This is a genomic window from Burkholderia sp. AU30280 (genome assembly GCF_020420125.1).
GTDB lineage: Bacteria > Pseudomonadota > Gammaproteobacteria > Burkholderiales > Burkholderiaceae > Burkholderia.
In genome coordinates this window covers 472,508-490,684 of the sequence record NZ_JAIZRY010000001.1, presented here as the reverse complement: position 1 = coordinate 490,684, position 18,177 = coordinate 472,508, and the positions used below count along the sequence as shown (strand labels likewise).

19 protein-coding genes are annotated in these 18,177 nt (G+C 69.4%); 12 read left to right on the top strand and 7 right to left on the bottom strand.

Annotated elements, in window-relative coordinates; genetic code table 11:
- Positions 1–133 precede the first annotated feature (133 nt).
- Positions 134–1,795 carry an ABC transporter substrate-binding protein gene (locus LGN17_RS02175; protein WP_226194977.1) on the top strand — a complete coding sequence of 554 codons (1,662 nt, stop codon included), beginning with the start codon at positions 134–136 and terminating at the stop codon, positions 1,793–1,795.
- A gap of 94 nt (positions 1,796–1,889) precedes the next feature.
- Here LGN17_RS02175 and LGN17_RS02170 read toward each other — a convergent pair whose 3' ends face one another.
- The 7 genes from LGN17_RS02170 to LGN17_RS02140 form a co-directional block, all read right to left on the bottom strand.
- The gene (locus LGN17_RS02170) at positions 1,890–2,837 is read right to left on the bottom strand and encodes a TauD/TfdA dioxygenase family protein (RefSeq protein WP_226194976.1); all 948 of its coding nucleotides are present in this window, start codon (positions 2,835–2,837) and stop codon (positions 1,890–1,892) included.
- A gap of 159 nt (positions 2,838–2,996) precedes the next feature.
- A complete protein-coding gene (locus LGN17_RS02165) occupies positions 2,997–3,950 on the bottom strand; it encodes a TauD/TfdA dioxygenase family protein (RefSeq protein ID WP_226194975.1) in 954 nt (317 codons plus the stop codon).
- Positions 3,951–4,098: 148 nt separating this feature from the next.
- On the bottom strand, positions 4,099–4,944 hold the full coding sequence (locus tag LGN17_RS02160; RefSeq protein WP_226194974.1) for an ABC transporter ATP-binding protein: 846 nt from the start codon (positions 4,942–4,944) through the stop codon (positions 4,099–4,101).
- Between the two features lie 38 nt (positions 4,945–4,982).
- The gene (locus tag LGN17_RS02155) at positions 4,983–5,801 is read right to left on the bottom strand and encodes an ABC transporter permease (protein ID WP_226194973.1); all 819 of its coding nucleotides are present in this window, start codon (positions 5,799–5,801) and stop codon (positions 4,983–4,985) included.
- A 52-nt stretch (positions 5,802–5,853) separates the two neighbouring features.
- A complete protein-coding gene (locus tag LGN17_RS02150; RefSeq protein ID WP_226194972.1) occupies positions 5,854–6,696 on the bottom strand; it encodes an ABC transporter permease in 843 nt (280 codons plus the stop codon).
- Between the two features lie 15 nt (positions 6,697–6,711).
- On the bottom strand, positions 6,712–7,779 hold the full coding sequence (locus tag LGN17_RS02145; protein WP_226194971.1) for an ABC transporter substrate-binding protein: 1,068 nt from the start codon (positions 7,777–7,779) through the stop codon (positions 6,712–6,714).
- Positions 7,780–7,884: 105 nt separating this feature from the next.
- Positions 7,885–8,259 carry a hypothetical protein gene (locus tag LGN17_RS02140; RefSeq protein ID WP_226194970.1) on the bottom strand — a complete coding sequence of 125 codons (375 nt, stop codon included), beginning with the start codon at positions 8,257–8,259 and terminating at the stop codon, positions 7,885–7,887.
- Between the two features lie 390 nt (positions 8,260–8,649).
- Between LGN17_RS02140 and LGN17_RS02135 the strand changes: the two genes are divergently transcribed.
- From LGN17_RS02135 to LGN17_RS02085, 11 genes are all read left to right on the top strand, one after another.
- Positions 8,650–8,832 (top strand): Flp family type IVb pilin, encoded by a 183-nt coding sequence (locus LGN17_RS02135; RefSeq protein WP_226194969.1) that lies wholly within the window; start codon positions 8,650–8,652, stop codon positions 8,830–8,832.
- A gap of 88 nt (positions 8,833–8,920) precedes the next feature.
- Positions 8,921–9,394: a prepilin peptidase gene (locus LGN17_RS02130; RefSeq protein WP_226194968.1), complete on the top strand. Its 474-nt coding sequence runs from the start codon at positions 8,921–8,923 to the stop codon at positions 9,392–9,394.
- 19 nt (positions 9,395–9,413) lie between these two features.
- Positions 9,414–10,442, top strand: coding sequence for a Flp pilus assembly protein CpaB (gene cpaB, locus LGN17_RS02125; protein WP_226194967.1), 1,029 nt, complete (start codon positions 9,414–9,416; stop codon positions 10,440–10,442).
- A 54-nt stretch (positions 10,443–10,496) separates the two neighbouring features.
- A complete protein-coding gene (locus LGN17_RS02120) occupies positions 10,497–11,879 on the top strand; it encodes a type II and III secretion system protein family protein (protein ID WP_226194966.1) in 1,383 nt (460 codons plus the stop codon).
- A 15-nt stretch (positions 11,880–11,894) separates the two neighbouring features.
- Positions 11,895–12,275: a CpaD family pilus assembly lipoprotein gene (locus LGN17_RS02115; RefSeq protein ID WP_226194965.1), complete on the top strand. Its 381-nt coding sequence runs from the start codon at positions 11,895–11,897 to the stop codon at positions 12,273–12,275.
- 21 nt (positions 12,276–12,296) lie between these two features.
- A complete protein-coding gene (locus LGN17_RS02110) occupies positions 12,297–13,520 on the top strand; it encodes an AAA family ATPase (protein ID WP_226194964.1) in 1,224 nt (407 codons plus the stop codon).
- Complete coding sequence (locus tag LGN17_RS02105) at positions 13,517–14,971, top strand: CpaF family protein (RefSeq protein ID WP_226194963.1); 1,455 nt, start codon at positions 13,517–13,519, stop codon at positions 14,969–14,971. The genes LGN17_RS02110 and LGN17_RS02105 overlap by 4 nt, the downstream gene beginning before the upstream one ends.
- Entirely contained in the window at positions 14,968–15,945 is a 978-nt protein-coding gene (locus tag LGN17_RS02100) for a type II secretion system F family protein (RefSeq protein ID WP_226194962.1), read from the top strand. The genes LGN17_RS02105 and LGN17_RS02100 overlap by 4 nt, the downstream gene beginning before the upstream one ends.
- Complete coding sequence (locus LGN17_RS02095; RefSeq protein ID WP_226194961.1) at positions 15,942–16,886, top strand: type II secretion system F family protein; 945 nt, start codon at positions 15,942–15,944, stop codon at positions 16,884–16,886. Before LGN17_RS02100 ends, LGN17_RS02095 begins: the two co-directional genes overlap by 4 nt.
- Complete coding sequence (locus tag LGN17_RS02090; protein WP_226194960.1) at positions 16,883–17,749, top strand: tetratricopeptide repeat protein; 867 nt, start codon at positions 16,883–16,885, stop codon at positions 17,747–17,749. The genes LGN17_RS02095 and LGN17_RS02090 overlap by 4 nt, the downstream gene beginning before the upstream one ends.
- Entirely contained in the window at positions 17,746–18,174 is a 429-nt protein-coding gene (locus tag LGN17_RS02085; protein WP_226194959.1) for a TadE/TadG family type IV pilus assembly protein, read from the top strand. Before LGN17_RS02090 ends, LGN17_RS02085 begins: the two co-directional genes overlap by 4 nt.
- The last annotated feature ends 3 nt before the right edge of the window (positions 18,175–18,177 follow it).

Genomic DNA, 18,177 nt, shown 5'->3' with positions numbered 1-18,177 from the left:
GTTTTCATGCGCGGGCAGCGGGACGCATCCAAGACGATAAGCAACGCGAAATTAATTGGTAAGCGATCGGCGGGCGGCGCGCGAAGATCGGCCGTCGTCATTTGCATGACAGCCCTCTGCTGTCTCCGTCACCATGAAGAACGCTTTCGTTTCGTCAGCTACGCGTCGTGCGCGTGGCGCACCCCGTGCCGCGACGGCCCTGCGCTGCATCGCGGCGTCGCTGCTGCTTGCCGGCGCGGCCACGCAGGCGCTCGCCGCGCCGGCCGGCAAGACGCTCGTGTATTGCACCGAAGGCAGCCCTGCCGGCTTCGATCCGGGCCAGCACACGACGAGCACCGATTTCGACGCGAGCACCTACCCGGTCTACAACGGGCTCGTGCAGTTCAAGCGCGGCACGCTCGATCTCGAACCCGCGCTCGCGACGAGCTGGGACGTGTCGCCCGACCAGCGCACGATCACGTTCCACTTGCGGCGCGGCGTGAAATTCCAGACCACCGCGTGGTTCAAGCCGACGCGGCCGTTCCAGGCCGACGACGTCGTTTTCACGTTTCGCCGGATGCTCGATCCGGACGATCCGTTCCGCAAGGCCTACCCGGCCAGCTTCCCGTATTTCAGCGACCTCGGCTTCGACCGCAACGTCGAGCGCATCGACAAGGTCGACGACGACACGGTGCGCTTCGTGCTGAAGACACCCGACGTCGTGTTCGTGCGCAATCTCGCGATGGCGTTCGCGTCGATCCTGTCGGCCGAGTATGCGTCGCAGCTCGCGGCGCGCCATCGCGAGGCCGACATCAACCAGTTCCCGGTCGGAACCGGGCCGTTCCTGCTGCGCACGTACCAGAAGGACGCGCTGATCCGCTACGACGCGAATCCCGACTACTGGAAACCGGATGACGTGAAGCTCTCGCGCCTCGTGTTCGCGATCACGCCCGATCCGGCCGCGCGCCTGCAGAAGCTGGTGGCCGGCGAGTGCCAGGTATCGGCATTCCCGCGGCCGGCCGACCTCGAAACGGTACGGCGCGACCCGAAACTGACGTTGTTCTCGGGGATGGGCTTCAACGTCGGCTTCGTCGCGTACAACACGCAGCATGCGCCGCTCGATCGCGTCGACGTGCGGCGTGCGCTCGACATCGCGATCGACAAGGCGGCGATCGTGAAGACCGTGTTCAACGGCGACGCGAAGATCGCGACGAACCCGATGCCGCCCGCGCAATGGTCGTACAACCCGCGCCTGAAGGATGCGCCGCGCGATCCGGCGGCCGCGAAGGCGCTGCTTGCGCAGGCCGGGTTCCCGAACGGCTTCGACCTGACGCTGTGGGCGATGCCCGTGCAGCGGCCGTACAACCCGAATGCACAGTTGATGGCGCAGCTGATCCAGCAGGACTGGGCGAAGATCGGCGTGCGCGCGAAGATCGTCAGCTACGAATGGGGCGAATACAACCGCCGCGCGAAGCACGACGGGCAGCACGACGCGATCCTGTACGGCTGGTCGGGCGACAACGGAGACCCCGACAACTGGCTCGGTACGCTGCTCGGCTGCGACGCGGTGCACGGCAGCAATCTCGCGAAGTGGTGCAACCAGGATTTCGAGAAGCTGGTGGATGCGGCGCGCGCCAATGCGGACGTCGCGAAACGCACGGCGCTGTACGAACAGGCGCAGGTCGTGTTCAAGGACCAGGTGCCGTTCACACCGATCGCGACGTCGATCGTGTCGCTGCCCGTGTCCAAGCGCGTACACGGGCTGACGTTCTCGCCGCTGGGTGCGCACCGCTTCGACGGGGTCTGGCTGGATTGACGGGAGAGCCGCGCGGACGGTGCTTGCGTCCGCGGGGTGTGACGGCGGGAACGGCCGGCGCGATGCGGTGCGCGCCGGCCGCCGTCAAGCCGGTTCAGTTGAGCGCGACTGCCGCCGCGGTTTCGACCGGCGAGCCTTCGAGCGCGACCGACGGCCGGCCGTCGGGGCCGACCGGCACGTCGCCGTTGAGCGTCGTGCGATAGAGCTGGCGATCGAAGTCGAGATCGAAGATGTCGGCAGGCGCGAGGTGGGCGGTCGCGCGGTTGTCCCAGAACGCGATGCTGCGCGGTTCCCACTTGAAGCGGATCGTGAATTCCGGCCGCGTCACGTGTTCCCACAGCAGCTCGAGCAGTGCCTGGCTCTCGCGCGGCGTCAGCCCGACGACCGATTTCAGGAAGCTCGGGCTCACGTACAGCGCGCGTTCGCCGGTCTCCGGATGCACGCGCACGAGCGGATGCTCGGTCACGAGCGGACGGCGTTCGACCGCCTCGTCGAACGCGCCGGTGGCGCGCGCGCCGGCCGGCGGCGTGAAGCGATGAATGCCGCGCAGCCCGTCGACGAAGCCGCGCAGCGGCGCGGACAGCGTTTCGTACGCCCGCACGAGGTTCGTCCAGTGCGTGTCGCCGCCGTACGGAGGGATCGTCACGCCGCGCAGGATCGACGCCCACGGCGGGTTCACGGCGGCCGTCACGTCGGTGTGCCAGCCGGTCCACGGCCGGCGCACCGGTTCGCCTTCGAAGCGCGTCGCCTTGCGGTGCTTCGCGATCGAGTAGACGGCAGGGTGCCCGTCGACGTGCCCGAACACCGGGTGGCCGACCGTCGGCTCGCCGAACTGCGCGGAGAACGCGACGTGCTGCTCGTGCGTGAGGAATTGCTCGCGGAAGAAGATGACGCGCCATTTCAGCAGCGCGGCGCGGATCGCCGAGATCTGCGGCGTGGTCAGCGGTTGCGTGAGGTCGACGCCGCGTATTTCCGCGCCGATATGGGCGGACAGCGGGATCACGTCGACCGGCTGGGCGGCGGGTTCGAGTAGGGCGCTCATGCGACGCTCCTGGCGGAAGTGAACGGGGCGCAGGGCCGACATCGTTGCGCGTGGGCGCGTCGGTCCGGTGGCGGGAAATGCATGGTCGGGGTCCGGTAGCGGAAAGCGGGGGCGGGCGCGGCGGCGCGTACGAAGCGCCGCCGCCGCGGGACACGGGCGTTATTGCAGCGTCGCGCCCGGCCCCTTCAGCACGACGCTCCGGCGGCCGTCGATGCCGACCGGCACGTCGCCGTGCACGGTCGCGCGGCGCACGACGCGGCGCGCATCGCCGTAGTCGTTGATCGCGTAGTGCTGCGTCGCGCGGTTGTCCCAGATCGCGACGTCGCCTTCCTGCCAGTTCCAGCGCACGGTGTTCTCGAGACGCGTCACGTGTTCGTGGAATACCTGCAGCAGGTGCGCGGAATCCTGCGCCGACAGGCCCTTGAGCCGCTGCACGAAATGCCCGAGCACGAGCGTGCGTTCGCCGGTTTCCGGATGGACGCGCACGACCGGGTGCTCGGTTTCGTAGACGGTCGACGTGAACACTTCGCGGTAGCGCTTCAGTTGCGTATCGTCGGCATGCACGTGCGTCGACGCGTAGTCGTACGCGTTGGTATGCAGCGCCCACAGCGTGTCGGCGAGCGCACGCAGCGGGTCGGGAAGGTGCGCGTAGGCGGCGGCCGTGTTGGCCCACACGGTATCGCCGCCGAACGGCGGAATCACGACGGCGCGCAGGATCGAGATTTTCGGGTACGCATCGACGAAGGTCACGTCGGTATGCCACGAATTGGCGCGGGCGCCGTGCGCGGAATCGAGTTCGAGCAGGTGCGCGCTGCCGTCGACGGACGGCACGGTCGGGTGCGCGACGGTATGGCCGAAGCGGCGTGCGAACGCTTCCTGCGAGGTGTCGTCGAGATGGTGCTGGCCACGGAAGAACAGCACCTTGTGGCGCAGCAGTGCGGCCTGGATCGCGTCGAACGTCGCGTCGTCGAGCGTGCCCGACAGCCGCACGCCGGCGATCTCGGCGCCGATCCGGCCGGCGACCTGGCGAAGCTGGAGCGGGGCGGCGGCCGTGCGCGGCGCGGCGTGCGAAGCATGCGAGGAGGGGTGAGCGGCGTGCTGGACTTCGGACATCGGGAGTCTCCTGGAGTCGGGTCGGTCGAGTTCCCATTCAAGCAGGGACCGTGCGTAATCGGAACCGATGAATCGTCACAACCTTAGCGTGTGCGCAGCGATGATCGATATGCATCGTCATGCTGAGCAATCCGGCGCGTTACGCGTGCTACCACGCCAGCCGCCATTCGCCGATCCGGTGCGGGCGCGGCGCGTCGATACGCTTGCCGCCCGCGCGATCGTCGCCCGGCGGTTCGCTCTCGTCGAAATCGGCGAGCACGGTGTCGCGCAGCCGCGCGAATGCCGGCGAATCGCGCCGGCGCGGGCGTGGCAACGCGACATCGACGATGCGTTCGATGCGGCCCGGGCGCGGCGCCATCGTCACGACGCGGTCGCCGAGATACACGGCTTCGTCGACGTCGTGCGTGACGAGGATCATCGTGATCCGCTCCTGTTCCCAGATGCGCAGCAGCTCGTTCTGCATCCGCGCGCGCGTCTGTGCGTCGAGCGCGCCGAACGGCTCGTCGAGCAGCAGCACGCGCGGGCGGTTCACGAGGCCGCGCGCGATCGCGACGCGCTGCGCCATCCCGCCCGACAGCTGGTTCGGATACGCGTGCTCGAAACCGTTCAGCCCGACCAGCGCGATGTGATCGGCGACCGCGTGCCGCTTCGCGGCCGCGTCGAGCGGGGCGTTGCGCAGCGCGGCCGCGATGTTCTGCGCGACGGTCAGCCACGGAAACAGCCGGTGATCCTGGAACACGATCCCGCGCTGCAGCGACGTGTCGCGCACGCGTTCGTCGCCGGCCCGGATCTCGCCCGTGTAGTCGGCGTCGAGCCCGGCGATCAGCCGCAGCAGCGTCGACTTGCCGCAGCCGCTCGCGCCGACGATCGTGACGAATTCCCCGGCGCGCACGTGCAGCGACACGTCGTCGAGTACGGCGAGTGCGGCGCCGCGTTGCGCGTAGTGTTTGCTCACGTGGAGGATGTCGAGCGAATCGGAGGCGAGGATCGTCATGGCGGTGCGAGGAAGGGGGGCGGGGAAGGAAAGGGCGATCAGCGCGTCAGGTCGCCGCGCCGGGCCAGCACCGTGCGTTCGATCGCACGCGCGATCGCGTTCAGTGCCCAGCCGGTCACGCCGACGACGATGATCCCGAACAGCACGAGATCCATCCGGAATTGTTCGCTGCCGTCGATCAGCGTGTTGCCGATCCCGCTGCCGGTGACCAGCAGGTATTCGGCGCCGAGCGTCGCGAGCCACGAGTAGATCAGGCCGAGATACAGTCCGGTGAAGATCGACGGCAGCGCGGCCGGCAGGATCACGTAGCACACGAGCTGGCGCCGCGAGTAGCGCAGCGCGCGGGCAACGTCGACATACGCGCGCGGCACCGCATGAATGCCGTCGCAGGTGTGCGCGGCAACCGGCAGCAGCGCGGCGAGCGACAGGAACACGACCTTGGCGACGTCGCCGAGTCCGAACCACACGGAAATCAGCGGAATCCATGCGAACAGCGAGACCTGCTTGAACGTGTCGAAGCTCGGGCCGATCATTCGCGCGGCGACGCGCGACAGCCCGAGCGCGGCGCCGAGCAGCAGCCCGCCCGTCGCGCCGAGCGCGAAACCGCACGCTTCACGCGCGAGCGATGCGGACAGCGCGCGGCCGAGTGCGCCGCTCGCGGCTTGCGCCCATGCGGTGCGCAACACGTCGGCCGGGCCGACGAGCAGCCCGCTGCTCACGAGGTGCGCGGAAGCGATCGCCCACCACAGCGCGAATGCGGCGAGCGGCAGCACGAAGCCGCGCCAGTCGGGCGCGTGCAGGCGGCGGACGGCCGTGGCGGGCGGCGATGCAGCGTCGGGCGAGGCGGGGTGCGTCACGGGGGGATCTCCTTCGGTTACGCCCTTCGGTTACTCGGGCAGGGCGGGCGGTTCAGCCGCGGAACGCGGACGGCACGCCGCGGCGCAGGCGCGCTTCGAGTGCGTCGAGCAGCCGGTTGATCAGCAGGCCGACCGCCCCGACGACGATCACGGCCGCCATCACGAGATCGAGCTGGAACAGTTGCCGCCCGTACACGATCAGGTAGCCGAGCCCTTCGGACGATGCGACGAGCTCGACGACGACGAGCGCGAGCCACGACTTCGTGAACGCGAGCCGCACGCCGGTCGCGAGCGTCGGGATCGCGGCGGGCAGCACGACGTGCACGATGCGTTGCCGGTGCGTGTAACCGAATACGCGCGCGACTTCGTCGAGCGCGGGCGGTGTCTGGCGAAACCCTTGCAACGTGCTCAGCGTGACGGGCACGAGCGCCGCATGCGCGATCAGCAGGTACTTGAGCGGTTCGCCGACGCCGACGAGCAGCAGCAGGAACGGTAGCCAGCCGAGCACCGGAATCTGCACCAGCGCGTTGAAGCTCGGCAGTACGTACGCTTCCAGCGTGCGCGACAGGCCGAGCGCGACGCCGGTCGCGAAGCCGAGCAGCGTGCCGGCGGCGAACCCGACCAGCACGCGCTGCAGGCTGATCAGCGTGTGGCGCACGAGATCGCCGCTCGTGGCGAGCTCCTCGAGCGCGTCGAACACGCGTTCGGGCGGCGGCAGGATCTGCGGCGCGATCCAGCCGCGTGCGCTGCCGACGCTCCACAGCGCGAACAGCAGCGCAGGCAGCAGCCACGGCGCGAGCCGCCACGACCACCGTTGCACGGCCGCCGCACGGTGCGGCGCCGCGGCCAGCGCGTGGCGCCCGGATGAAGGGAGGGAAAACGCGGTGTCGCTCATCGGGGCGGGTCCAGGTCAGGAAAGGGGCTTGCCGGCCGCGTCGTAGCGTTGCCAGTAGCGTTCGAGCTTCAGCGTGCGCAGCGCATTGTCGAGATACTTCGGCTCGAACCAGCCATCGACGTCGACCGGCTGGCGGATCAGCTTCAGCGCCAGCGCATCCTGCGCGACGGACTTGTAGCGCGCGACGACGAACGGGTCGATCAGCGGCGACAGCCGATCTTTCAGCCGCTGGTTCGCATAGTCGGCCTGCCACGACGAAACCGGCACGCCGCTCTTCGCCCACAGCTTGAACAGCGCATCGCGGTTCGCTTCGTCGGACGACCATTGCGCGCCCTTCACGAGCGCGTTGACCACGCGCTGCACGATGTCCGGATGCGCGCGCTCGAAATCGTCGAGCACGAGCAGGTGGGTCTGGCGCGTGAACTGCGGGCCGTCGTTCTGCGATTCGTAGATGATCTTCGCGAGCCCCGCGTCGCGCAGCTTGTACAGCTGGTAGTCGCCCACCGACGCATCTATGCCTTTCGACGCCAGTGCGGCGAGCGAGCTCGCGGAGTCGAGATTGATCACGCGCAGGTCGCGTTCGGTGAGGCCGTTTTTCGCGAGCGCATTGTCGGCGACGAGCTGCAGGTTCGTGCCGCGGAAGATCGACACGCGGCGGTCCTTCAGGTCCTTGATCGAGCGGATGGTGGAGTCGGGCGGCACCGCGATCTTCACGCCCGAACGCACGCTCGCGGCGAGCAGCAGGCGCGTCTTGATCCCGTTCGCACGCGCGAGCACGGCGGGCAGGTCGCCCTGATACGCGAAGTCGAGCGCCTTGTTCGCGATCGCCTCGTTGACGGCCGGTCCGGCGCCCTTGAAGAACAGCCACTGCACCTTGATGCCGTCGGCCGCGAACTCCTTTTCGACCAGTTGTTGCAGCTGCGCGGTGGCGGCGCTCGATCCGCCGAACGTCGGCGGATCGCCGGCGCCTTGCTGGGCGACACCGATGCGGATGGTGGCGGGCTTGTCGGCGTGCGCGGCGGCGGCCGGCAACGCGATGAGGGACGCGATCAGCAGCGATCGAAGCAGGCGCAGTGGAAGCATGAATCGATGGATCCGGAACGTTGGGGGGAGCGAGTCCGGGCCTCAGCCCGTCGGCGCATTCTCGATGACGGGCCGGGGCCGGACAAGAAACGATTTGAACTATGCTTATCGCCGCCTGGCGGGTTGCCGCGCCGGGCGTTCCGTTCCATATGAACGTGAATTCCATTCACATGCATCTGAAATTAATTCCGAATTAAAATCAAGTCGATTGGGAAAGAAATCCGAATCGTGAAATTGCCGATTGGAAAATTTCGATGATGGCGAGCATGGATTCGCGTGGGGCTCGCTTGCCGAATCAGGGTGGTAAAACGGGGCCGGGTAATCGTGGAAATGGAATGCGAACCCGTCATGTTTGCCGGGGCGGCCAATCAGGCGCGGCACGGCGCGGCGGGCGCATGCGAAGCGCCCCGGCGTGCCGGTAAATCGAATGGAAACGGTTCTTTTTTCAACCGGTAAATCATGCGCCGAAACAGTCGCCATACCTGTTCCGATAAACGAATCATTCGATGTGGCGTTAAAAAATAACCGCAAATGAACGGAATCGCTTTCATCGTTGCAGGGTTAAATCCATAAATACATTTCGACGCCAAATAATTTGAATTCGCCTGAAAAATTGTCTATACCCTAGACGAATCAGCGCGGTTGCCTTGTGCGGGAAAGACCGCACCGTGGATGCAGGCACGCACGACCGAAGTCGTCGTTGCACGCCGCGTGTTGCAGTGATCGAGAGGATTCCGGGGGAGGCGAACGACCTCGTGCCAGAGGCGTGCGCACGTGTCGCAACGGGTGAATGTCCTGCGCAACCGCCGGAGCAACGGAGCGTCTTTGCGTTCAACGGTCGGTCACCGACCCCGTTACACGGAGGTTGCCATGCTGCAATACGTCAAGTCCCTGCTGCGTGACGAACGTGGCGTCAGCGCGCTCGAATACGCCGTGCTGGCCGGTATCGTCGTGGTCGCGCTGGCGGCGGTCGGCGTGATCCTCAGCAGCAGCACCGGTGGTTTGCCGAGCGTGTTCACGTCGCTGATCAACAAGGTGACGAGCCTGATCTGATCCCCTGAACCCGCGCGCCACCGACGAACACCGGGATCCGCTGCGGTAGAACGTATCCGGCCGGGGCGTGTCGACGGACGGCTCTCTCATGCTTACGTTCGTGCAGTCGGTGGCCACGGTCTTGCTGGCCGCGCTCGCCGCGCAGGATCTGCGCGACCGGCGCCTGTCCAATCGCGTCGTGCTCGCGTTCGCGGCGCTGTATTTCATCGCGGCGGCGCTCGCGCACGACGGGTTCGCGCCGCTGGCAGGCCATTTGGCGGCCGGTGCGTCGATGCTGCTGTTGTTCGGCGGCATGCGCCACGCGGGCTGGATCGGCGGAGGCGACGTCAAGCTGGCGGCGGCGGTATTCCTGTGGGCCGGCCCGGCATGGGCGTTTCCGGTGCTGACGGGCGTCGGCGCGAGCGGTGCGTTGTGCGGCCTCGCGCTGCTGGCGTCACGGCGGCGGCACGCCGCGCAGGTCCGCGCGGTCGCCGCGCGCGGCGTGCCGTACGGCGTTGCGCTCGCGCTCGGCGGCACGCTGGCCGTCTGGGCGTCGTTTCCGCACACGGTTTCGCTTATCTAGCCGGGGGACGCTCGCCGCCATGCCCAAACCGCTAAGACTGGCCGTGCTCGTCGTTGCCGCCGGCATCGGTGCGTTCATCCTGCGCGAACTGTACGTCGCCGCGTCGACGCCGTCGGTGCCGGCCGAAACGGATCAGGCACGCGTGCGGGTCGCTGCCGCCGATCTGCCGGAAGGGCTGCTGCTGCGCGACAACGATCTGGCGTGGAAACGCATGCCGCGCGCACAGGTGCCGGCCGGCGCGTTCGTCGAGTCGCAGCCGGGCGCGGACCTGAAGGGCGCGCTGCTGCGCAACCACGTCGGCGCCGGCGCACCGATTCGCGTCGAGAACGTGATTCCGGCCGGTGCGCCGGATTTTCTCGCGGCGGCGTTGCAGCCCGGTATGCGCGCGATCTCGGTGCCGGTCGACGACGTGTCGGGCAATGCGGGGCTGATCCAGCCGGGCGACTTCGTCGACGTGCTGCTGACGCAGCAGATCGGCGGCTCGGCGACGTCCCCCGGCACGTTCGAAGCGGAAACGGTGGTGCGGCGCGCGCGCGTGCTGGCGGTCGGTTCCGAATTCCAGCGCGCGAAGGCGTCGGCGAGCGCACCGGACGCCACGGCCCGCGCGCGCACGGTCACGCTCGAGGTCGCGCCGCGCACCGCGCAGGTCGTGCTGGTGGCGACCCGCCTCGGCTCGTTGTCGCTCGCGCTGCGCAGTTTCGCGACGCGCGACCGGCGGCAGCCGGCAGGCGGCGGCGAACAGGAGCCCGATACGCAACCCGTATGGGCCGGCGACGTGTCGCGCGCGGCCCGCGAGGCCGCACGCGAGGCGTCCGCCCGGCCGGATACGGGCGCGCGGCCGGCGTGGCGGAGCAACGCGGTCGTGATCTATCGCGGTTCGTCGGTCGACGACGGTTCGCGTGGCGGCGGCACCGGCACGCCGGGCCTGCCGCCGCTGCCGTCCGGGCTGCCGGGCTGGCCGGCGGTGCCCGCGATGCCCACGACGACAGGGGGCGCCAATGCCGCGGCGGAGGCGAGTGCGCAGCCACCGGTCGTGGCGGCGCAGTGACGGATTGACGATTCGGGCCGACCGCCCGGCGGCCGGCATTTGACGGGAACACGCATGGTGCGCATGGTTCGTTGGATCGCTTTCTGGTGCCTGGCCTGCGTCGTTGCGTCCGGGAGCGCGTTCGCGCAGGTCGCACGCGCGCCGGACGCGGGCGCGGCGCTGTCGATCGCGACCGGCAAGGGGGAGCTGCTGTCGCTGCCCGAGCCCGCGACCGCGATGTTCGTCGCCGATCCGGCCATCGCGGACATCCAGGTGCCGTCGCCGCGCACCGTGTTCGTGTTCGGCAAGAAGGCGGGCACGACCACGCTGATCGCGCTCGGCGCGAACCATCGCCCGATCCTGCGCAAGACGGTGATCGTGCAAGTCGACACGGCGTCGCTGCAGGGTGTGCTCGACAGCCGCTTTCCGCAGCTGAAGCTGGCGGTATCCGGTGCGCCGGGCTCGCTGATGGTGTCGGGCAAGGTGCCGAGCGCGGCCGACGCGGACGCCGTGATGCAGTCGCTCACGCCGTACCTGCACGACAAGGAAAAGATCGTGAACCGGCTCACGCTGTCGCGCCCGATCCAGGTGAACCTGCGCGTACGGGTGACCGAGGTGAGCCGCAACCTCACGCAGCAGCTCGGCATCAACTGGAGCGCGCTGGGCGGCGCCGGCAACTTCGTCGGCGGGCTGTTCAACGGGCGCACGCTGTTCGATCCGACGAGCGGCCTGTTCAACCTGTCGCCGACGGGCGCCTTCTCGGTGCTCGGCGGATTCCGCGCGGGGCGCTGGTCGATCGACGTGGTGCTCGACGCGCTCGACCAGGAGGGCCTGATCACGATGCTCGCGGAACCGAACCTCACCGCGATGTCCGGCGAGACCGCGAGCTTCCTCGCGGGCGGCGAGATTCCGATCCCGGTGGTGCAGGCCGGTTCGTCGACCGGCGCGATCACGGTCGAGTTCAAGCCGTTCGGCGTGTCGCTCGATTTCACGCCGACCGTGCTCGCCGACAACCGGATCAGCCTGAAGGTGCGGCCGGAAGTGAGCGAGATCGATGCGAGCAACAGCGTGACGACCGGCGGCGTCACGGTGCCGGGGCTCACGGTGCGGCGCGTCGAGACGACGGTCGAGCTGTCGAGCGGGCAGAGCTTTGCGATCGGCGGGCTGCTGCAGAGCCAGACGGCCGACACCGTGTCGCAGATTCCGGGGCTCGGCCGGCTGCCGATCATCGGCCGGCTGTTTTCGTCGAAGAACTTCCAGGACAACAAGACCGAGGTGGTCGTGATCGTCACGCCGTACATCGTGCAGCCGGCCGGGCCCGGCCAGCTCGAGCAGGCGATCGACACCGTCGCGCGGCCGAGCAGCGACCTGGAGTTCGCGGTGCAGCGCAGCCTCGGGCTCGACCTGTTGTCGGGCGACACGCCGCGCCTCGTCGGCGCCGCGGGCTTCGTGTACTGAACCGGAGGAACGCGCATGCGAACCCGATCGACCGTCGCCGCACTGCTGCCGCTGGCGTTGGCGGGCTGCCTGTCGGCGCCGCCGCCGGTCAACCTGCCCGATGCGCGGTCGATCGGCTTCGACGGCGCGCACGCGGTGGCGCCCGATTGCGCGAAGCTGATGCAGCCGTCGCATCTCGTCGACGCGGGGTTCGCGCGGCCGGGCGTGCCGTTTGGCTGCGCGACCTACTCGAACCTCGCGGCGATGCTCGCGCGGCCGGAGGATCTCGTCGCGCCCGTGCCGTACGGCGGCGCGGACGCGCAGACCGCGGCCGACGCGGTGCGCCGCTACGTCGAGGATCGCGTGAAGCAGCCGACGCCCGACAAGACGCTGACGACCGGCTCGCCCAGCCATTGAACCGACCCGGATGCCATCACGATGCCGCCCATGAACCTCCTCGACCGTCAGCACACCCGGCGCGCCGCGTCCGCGGGCGCGGCCGATCTCGTCGCGGTCGTCTCCGATGCGGGCAGCGAGGACGTGATACGGCGCGTCGCGCAGGAGCTGTCGATCGCGCGTACCCATCTGCAGCTGGGCGTCTGCGACGATGCGATCCGGCTGCTGCAGCAGTTCGAGCGTTCGCCGCGCCAGCTCGTCATCGACGTGTCGGATTCGGTGCTGCCGGTGTCGGACCTGATGCGGCTCGCCGACGTGTGCGATCCGTCGGTGCGGGTCATCGCGATCGGTACGCAGAACGACGTCGGGCTGTTTCGCAACCTGCTCGGCATCGGCGTGCAGGACTACATCGTCAAGCCGCTGACCGTCGAGCTGATGCGGCGTGCGCTGACGGCGACGGAGTCGGTCGTCCAGGCGCGCACCGGCAAGGTCGTCAGCTTCGTCGGCGCGCGCGGCGGGGTCGGCGCGACCACGATCACGGTGAGCCTCGCGCGCTTCCTGGCGGGCGAGAAGCGCCGCCGCGTGGCCTACGTCGACCTGAACCTGCATGGCGGCGGTGCGAACGCGATGCTCGGGCTGTCCAGCAACAACGGGCTGATCGAATTGCTGAACATGGGGCAGCGCCCCGACGACGCGTTGTTCGAGCGCATGTTCGTGACGAAGGGCGACCGGCTGCACGTCCTGTCCGCCGAGCTGGCGTACGGCACCGACGCGCCGGTGGGCGACGAGGCCGTCGCGCGCCTGGTCGACATGCTGAAGGGCCGCTTCCACTACGTGCTGTTCGACGTCGGGAGCGGCGCCGGCAAGCTGCTCGAGGACGCGCTCGCGGCGTCCGATCTCGTCCACGTCGTGGTCGACCGTTCGGTGCACGCCGCGTACGAAGCGGCGCGGCTCGTGCGTTTCGTACGGGAGCTGCCCGGCGAGCGGCTGCTGTCGCTGGTGCTGAACAATCCGCTCGCGCCGGTCGCGGGCCGCGTCGAGCCGGTCGATTTCGAGGAAGCGTTCGGCGGCGCGAAGCTGCATGAACTGCCGCACGAGCCGCAGACGCTCGCGGTTGCCGAGAACCTTGGCGAGCCGATCGAAGGCGGGAAGCGGAACGGCTTCGTGGACCAGATCCGGCAGCTCGCGAGCGGCATCACCGGCGAGCCGATGATCGTCGCCGAGCCGTGGTATGCGCGGCTCGTCAAGTGGAGGAAGGGATCGTGACGTTCGGTACCCGCAACCGGCCGCCGGCGGACCCCGTGCCGGCCGCGACACAGGCAGCGACACAGGCAGCGACGCCCGGCGCGTCGCCCGCCGTGACGCGCGAACCCGCACCGGCCCCGGTCTCGGCCGCGGCAGACATGCCTGCGCCGGCGCCGGCCCGAGCGCCCGTGGCCGCGGACACCCGCGAAGCGCTGATCCGGTCGAGCAAGTTCGACGCGATCCGCACCGCGGTGTTCGCGTCGATGAACATGTCGGCGGCGCTGATGAAGACGCGCGACGAAGTGCGCGCAGGCATCGAGCAGGTGGCCGCGCATACGGTCGATCGCGAGCGCCTGAAGATCTCGGCCGGCGAGCAGGTGCTGATCGTCGATGCGATCCTGAACGACATGTTCGGGGTCGGGCCGATCGAGCCGCTGCTCGCCGACGACACCGTCACCGACATCCTCGTCAACGGGCCCGACCAGGTCTACGTCGAGCGCGCGGGCCGGCTCGAGCTCACGTCGCTGAAGTTCCGCGACGACGCGCACGTGGCGAGCGTCGCGCAGCGGATCGCGGCGGCGGTGGGGCGTCGCGTCGACGAGAGCAGCCCGATGGTCGATGCGCGGCTCGCCGACGGCAGCCGCGTGAACGTCGTGCTGCCGCCGATCGCGCTGCGCGGCCCGTCGATCTCGATCCGCAAGTTCGCGAAGCGCGACATCACGCTCGCGCGGATGGCGCAGCAGGGCAACATCTCGCCGCCGATGCTGCAGGTGCTGAAGGTCGCGTGCGCGTGCCGGCTGAACGTCGTGATCTCGGGCGGCACCGGCTCGGGCAAGACGACGCTGCTCAATGCGCTGTCGCAGCACATCGAGCAGCACGAACGGATCGTGACGATCGAGGACGCGGCCGAGCTGCAGTTGCTGCAGCCGCACGTCGTGAGCCTCGAGACGCGGCCGGAAAATACCGAGGGGCTCGGCGGGATCTCGCAGCGCGATCTCGTGCGCAACGCGCTGCGGATGCGGCCCGACCGCATCATCTTGGGCGAGATTCGCGGCCCCGAAGCGTTCGACGTGCTGCAGGCGATGAACACCGGCCATGACGGCTCGATGACGACAATCCACGCGAATTCGCCGCGCGACGCGATCAGCCGGCTCGAGAGCATGGTCATGATGGCGAATGCGAACCTGCAACTGCTGTCGATCCGGCGCCAGATCGCGAGCGCCGTGCACCTGTTCGTGCAGATCGAGCGGATGCGCGACGGCGTGCGGCGCGTCACGCGGATCACCGAGATCGTCGGGATGGAAGGCGAGGTGGTCATCACGCAGGACCTGTTCGCGTTCCGCCAGGAAGGCGACACGACGCGCGATGCGGTGAAGGGCGTGTTCGAGGCGTCGCCGCTGCGGCCGGGATTCGCGGCGCGCGCCGCGTATTACGGCGTCGAGGATGCGCTCGCCGAGGTGTTCCGGACATGAGGGGCGCCGACCTGTTCGCGGTGGGCGTGTTCGTGACGATCGTTGCGATCGGGCTCGTGCTGTCGTCGCGGTTCGATCGCGCGAGCCGCACGCCAGCCCAGCGCATCCGCGCCCGGATGCGGCGGTTGTCGCCGTCGCTGGCCGGACGCGACGGGCACGCGCCCGCCGCACCGGGTGTCGCGCTGCTCAACCTCGAGCGTCGCCAGGGCCGCCTGCGCGCGTGGCTGCAGCGCCGCGTGACGCGCGTGCGCGCGGTCGGCGGCAAGGGCGGCGTGAGGATCGTCGTCGCGAGCACGATCGCGGGCGCGATCGCGGCGATCGTCGCGGTGAAGCTGATCGGGCCGCCGGGCTTCCTGCGTCCGCTGATCTACGCCGGGTTGCCGCTGGTCGCGATGCGCGCCAGCTACCGTGCGCTGGTCGAGCGTTTCCGGATCCGCTTTCTCGAAGCGTTCCCCGACGCGATCGACGTGATCGTGCGGGCCGTGCGCGCGGGCATTCCGGTCACGCAGGCGATCAGCATGGTCGGCGACAGCGCGGCCGAGCCGGTGCGCGCGACGTTCCGCTCGATGGGGGACGGCCTGCGGGTCGGCGCGGATCTCAAGGACGTGCTGACGCACGCGGCGGACCGGCTGATGATCGCGGACTTCTCGTTCTTCACCGTCTACCTGCTGTTGCAGCGCGAGACCGGCGGCAGCCTCGGCGAGACGCTCGACGAGCTGTCGAGCATCATCCGCACGCGCCGCGACATCCGCGTGAAGACCCGCGCGCTGACCGCCGAAGGACGCATCACGACGAACATCATTTCGGCGGTGCCGTTCGTGATGATCGGCGGGCTGTTCGCCGTGAACCGCGACTACGTGATGCTGCTGTTCACGACGCACCCGGGGCACACGATGCTGACGATCGCGGCCGGGTTGCTGACGGTTGGCCTGCTGGTGATCCGCAGGATCTCGAAACTGGATACCGCGCGATGACGCTGTCGATACTGGCCGCCCGCGGCCTCGAGTTGCTGTTGTTGCTCGCCTGTGTCGCGGTGGCGCTCGGCACGCCCGGCGGGGGCACCCGCCAGCGGATCGCCGCGCGCGTGCGGCTGGCGGCCGGCCAGCATCCGCCGGCACCGGTGGCGGGGTGGCGGCAGCCGGGCGGCGTTCGCCTGGATCTCACGCGCCGGCTCGCGCAGCTCGGCGAACGGCTGCCGGTGCTCGACCCGATGCAGCGCGTGAAGCTCGGCCTGCAACTGACGCGCGCGGGCTTTCGCGAGCGCCGCGCGGTGTCGGTGATGATCGGGATCAAGCTGAGCTGCGGCGTGCTGTTCGCGTGCGGCGCGATCGTGTTCAGCCCGCTGATTCCGCGCTTCGGCGAATACTTCGTGATCCGCGCGCTGGCGATGATCGCCGCGTTCGTGATCGGCGTGATCGTGCCGGAGTACGTGCTCGGCGTGATGATCCGGCGGCGGCGGCGGATCGTCGCCGCATGCTTTCCCGATGCGCTCGACCTGCTGGTGATCTGCACGATGGCCGGCAACAGCCTTGCGTCGGGCATCCGGCGCGTCGCGCACGAACTGTCGCGCATCTGCCCGCCGCTCGCCGACGAGCTGACCGTGTGCGCGGACGAGCTGACGCTGAGCGGCGACGTAGCCGCGACGCTCGCGCATTTCGCGACGCGCGTCGATTTCACGTCGGCACGCTCGCTCGCGACGACGCTGACGCAGTCGCAGCGGTTCGGCACGCCGATCACGCAGGCGCTGCGCACGCTGTCGCGCACGGAGCGCACCGAGCAGATCGTCGCGCTCGAGGAGCGGGCCGCGAAGCTCGCGCCGAAGATCACGCTGCCGATGATGCTGTTCATCCTGCCGACGGTCTGCCTGATCGCGGCGGGCCCGGCGGCGATCCGCCTGCTCGAGGTATTCAGATGACACGATCCGTCGTACGCGCGTTCGCGCTCGCGGCCGCACTGCCGGTGCTGGCCGGCTGCGGCACGCCGGGCATCCAGACGCGGCCGGTGCTGTCGCACAAGAGCGACGACCCGCAGGCCGAATTGCGCATCGCCGACAGCGCGCTCGCCGGCGGCAACGTCGATCTCGCGTCGACGCTGTACGAGAAGGTGCTCGCGACGCATCCCGACTCGCTCGCGGCGCGGCTGGGGCTCGGCGACGTCAACTACCGCGCGGGTGACCTGGAGCGCGCGCGGATCCTCTACGACGAAGCGCAGCGGCAGGCGCCGGCGGAGCTCGGCCCGCGGCTCGGGCTCGCGCGCGTCGCGTTGCGGCAGCGGCGTCTCGACGAAGCCGCGCAGCGCTATCGCGACCTGCTGGCCGCGCAGCCGAACCATCCGCTCGCGGCGGAAGGGCTCGGCACCGTGCTCGACCTGCAGGGGCGTCATGCGGATGCGCAGGTCGTGTATCGCGACGCGCTGCGCGCGCATCCGGACGCGCAGGGGCTGCGCGTCGACCTCGGGTTGTCGCTCGTGCTGAGCAACCGGCCGCGCGAGGGCGTGAACGTGCTGCTCGACGTCGCCGGGCTGCCGTCCGCGCCGTGGCAGGCGCGCCAGAATCTCGCGTTCGCGTACGGCGTGCTCGGCAATACCGATTCGGCGAAGAAGCTGCTGTCCGCCGATTTGCCCGCGTCGGCGGTGGCCGACAACCTGCGCTTCTACCAGGCGGTGCGCGCGCGGCTTGCGTCGCGCGAGGTTTCCGGAGGCGCCGGTAGTCCGCCGCCGCTGTCCGGCGCGGCGCTGGAGCCGGGCGTCGTGCCACCGGGCGCGGGGGCCGCAAAATGACACGCGGGGCGGCGGGCGCACGCCATGCGCGCGGCGTCGTGTCCCTCGAGTTCGTGCTGATGCTGCCGTTCCTGCTGATGGTGCTGATCGGCATCATCGACACGAGCCTGATCCTGTGCGACAAGGCCGTCATCACGAACGCGAGCCGCGAGGCCGCGCGCGCCGGCGTCGTGCTGCGCGTGCCGATGCTGACCACGACGCAGATCGCCAGCATCGCGCAGAACGCGATGCAGAACAGCCTGATCACCGGCGGCACCGCGACGACGCCGGCGGTGACCGTGACGCAGGCGAACGGCACGACGTCGGGCACCGCGCTGACGGTGACCGTGACCTACACGTATTCGGGGCTCGTGCTCGGGTCCGCGTTCAGTGCGCTGACCGGCCCGGTGACGGTCTCGGCGACGTCGGTGATGCTCTATGAATGACGT

Excerpts from the sequence above, each read along its gene's own strand:
- LGN17_RS02150 (WP_226194972.1), bottom strand. The coding sequence starts at position 6,696 with ATGAGCGACACCGCGTTTTCCCTCCCTTCATCCGGGCGCCACGCGCTG.
- LGN17_RS02130 (WP_226194968.1), top strand. The coding sequence starts at position 8,921 with ATGCTTACGTTCGTGCAGTCGGTGGCCACGGTCTTGCTGGCCGCGCTC.
- LGN17_RS02120 (WP_226194966.1), top strand. The coding sequence starts at position 10,497 with ATGGTGCGCATGGTTCGTTGGATCGCTTTCTGGTGCCTGGCCTGCGTC.
- LGN17_RS02140 (WP_226194970.1), bottom strand. The coding sequence starts at position 8,259 with ATGGCGACTGTTTCGGCGCATGATTTACCGGTTGAAAAAAGAACCGTT.
- LGN17_RS02110 (WP_226194964.1), top strand. The coding sequence starts at position 12,297 with ATGCCGCCCATGAACCTCCTCGACCGTCAGCACACCCGGCGCGCCGCG.
- LGN17_RS02095 (WP_226194961.1), top strand. The coding sequence starts at position 15,942 with ATGACGCTGTCGATACTGGCCGCCCGCGGCCTCGAGTTGCTGTTGTTG.
- LGN17_RS02115 (WP_226194965.1), top strand. The coding sequence starts at position 11,895 with ATGCGAACCCGATCGACCGTCGCCGCACTGCTGCCGCTGGCGTTGGCG.
- LGN17_RS02090 (WP_226194960.1), top strand. The coding sequence starts at position 16,883 with ATGACACGATCCGTCGTACGCGCGTTCGCGCTCGCGGCCGCACTGCCG.
- LGN17_RS02100 (WP_226194962.1), top strand. The coding sequence starts at position 14,968 with ATGAGGGGCGCCGACCTGTTCGCGGTGGGCGTGTTCGTGACGATCGTT.
- LGN17_RS02135 (WP_226194969.1), top strand. The coding sequence starts at position 8,650 with ATGCTGCAATACGTCAAGTCCCTGCTGCGTGACGAACGTGGCGTCAGC.
- LGN17_RS02085 (WP_226194959.1), top strand. The coding sequence starts at position 17,746 with ATGACACGCGGGGCGGCGGGCGCACGCCATGCGCGCGGCGTCGTGTCC.
- LGN17_RS02175 (WP_226194977.1), top strand. The coding sequence starts at position 134 with ATGAAGAACGCTTTCGTTTCGTCAGCTACGCGTCGTGCGCGTGGCGCA.
- LGN17_RS02160 (WP_226194974.1), bottom strand. The coding sequence starts at position 4,944 with ATGACGATCCTCGCCTCCGATTCGCTCGACATCCTCCACGTGAGCAAA.
- cpaB (WP_226194967.1), top strand. The coding sequence starts at position 9,414 with ATGCCCAAACCGCTAAGACTGGCCGTGCTCGTCGTTGCCGCCGGCATC.
- LGN17_RS02165 (WP_226194975.1), bottom strand. The coding sequence starts at position 3,950 with ATGTCCGAAGTCCAGCACGCCGCTCACCCCTCCTCGCATGCTTCGCAC.
- LGN17_RS02145 (WP_226194971.1), bottom strand. The coding sequence starts at position 7,779 with ATGCTTCCACTGCGCCTGCTTCGATCGCTGCTGATCGCGTCCCTCATC.
- LGN17_RS02170 (WP_226194976.1), bottom strand. The coding sequence starts at position 2,837 with ATGAGCGCCCTACTCGAACCCGCCGCCCAGCCGGTCGACGTGATCCCG.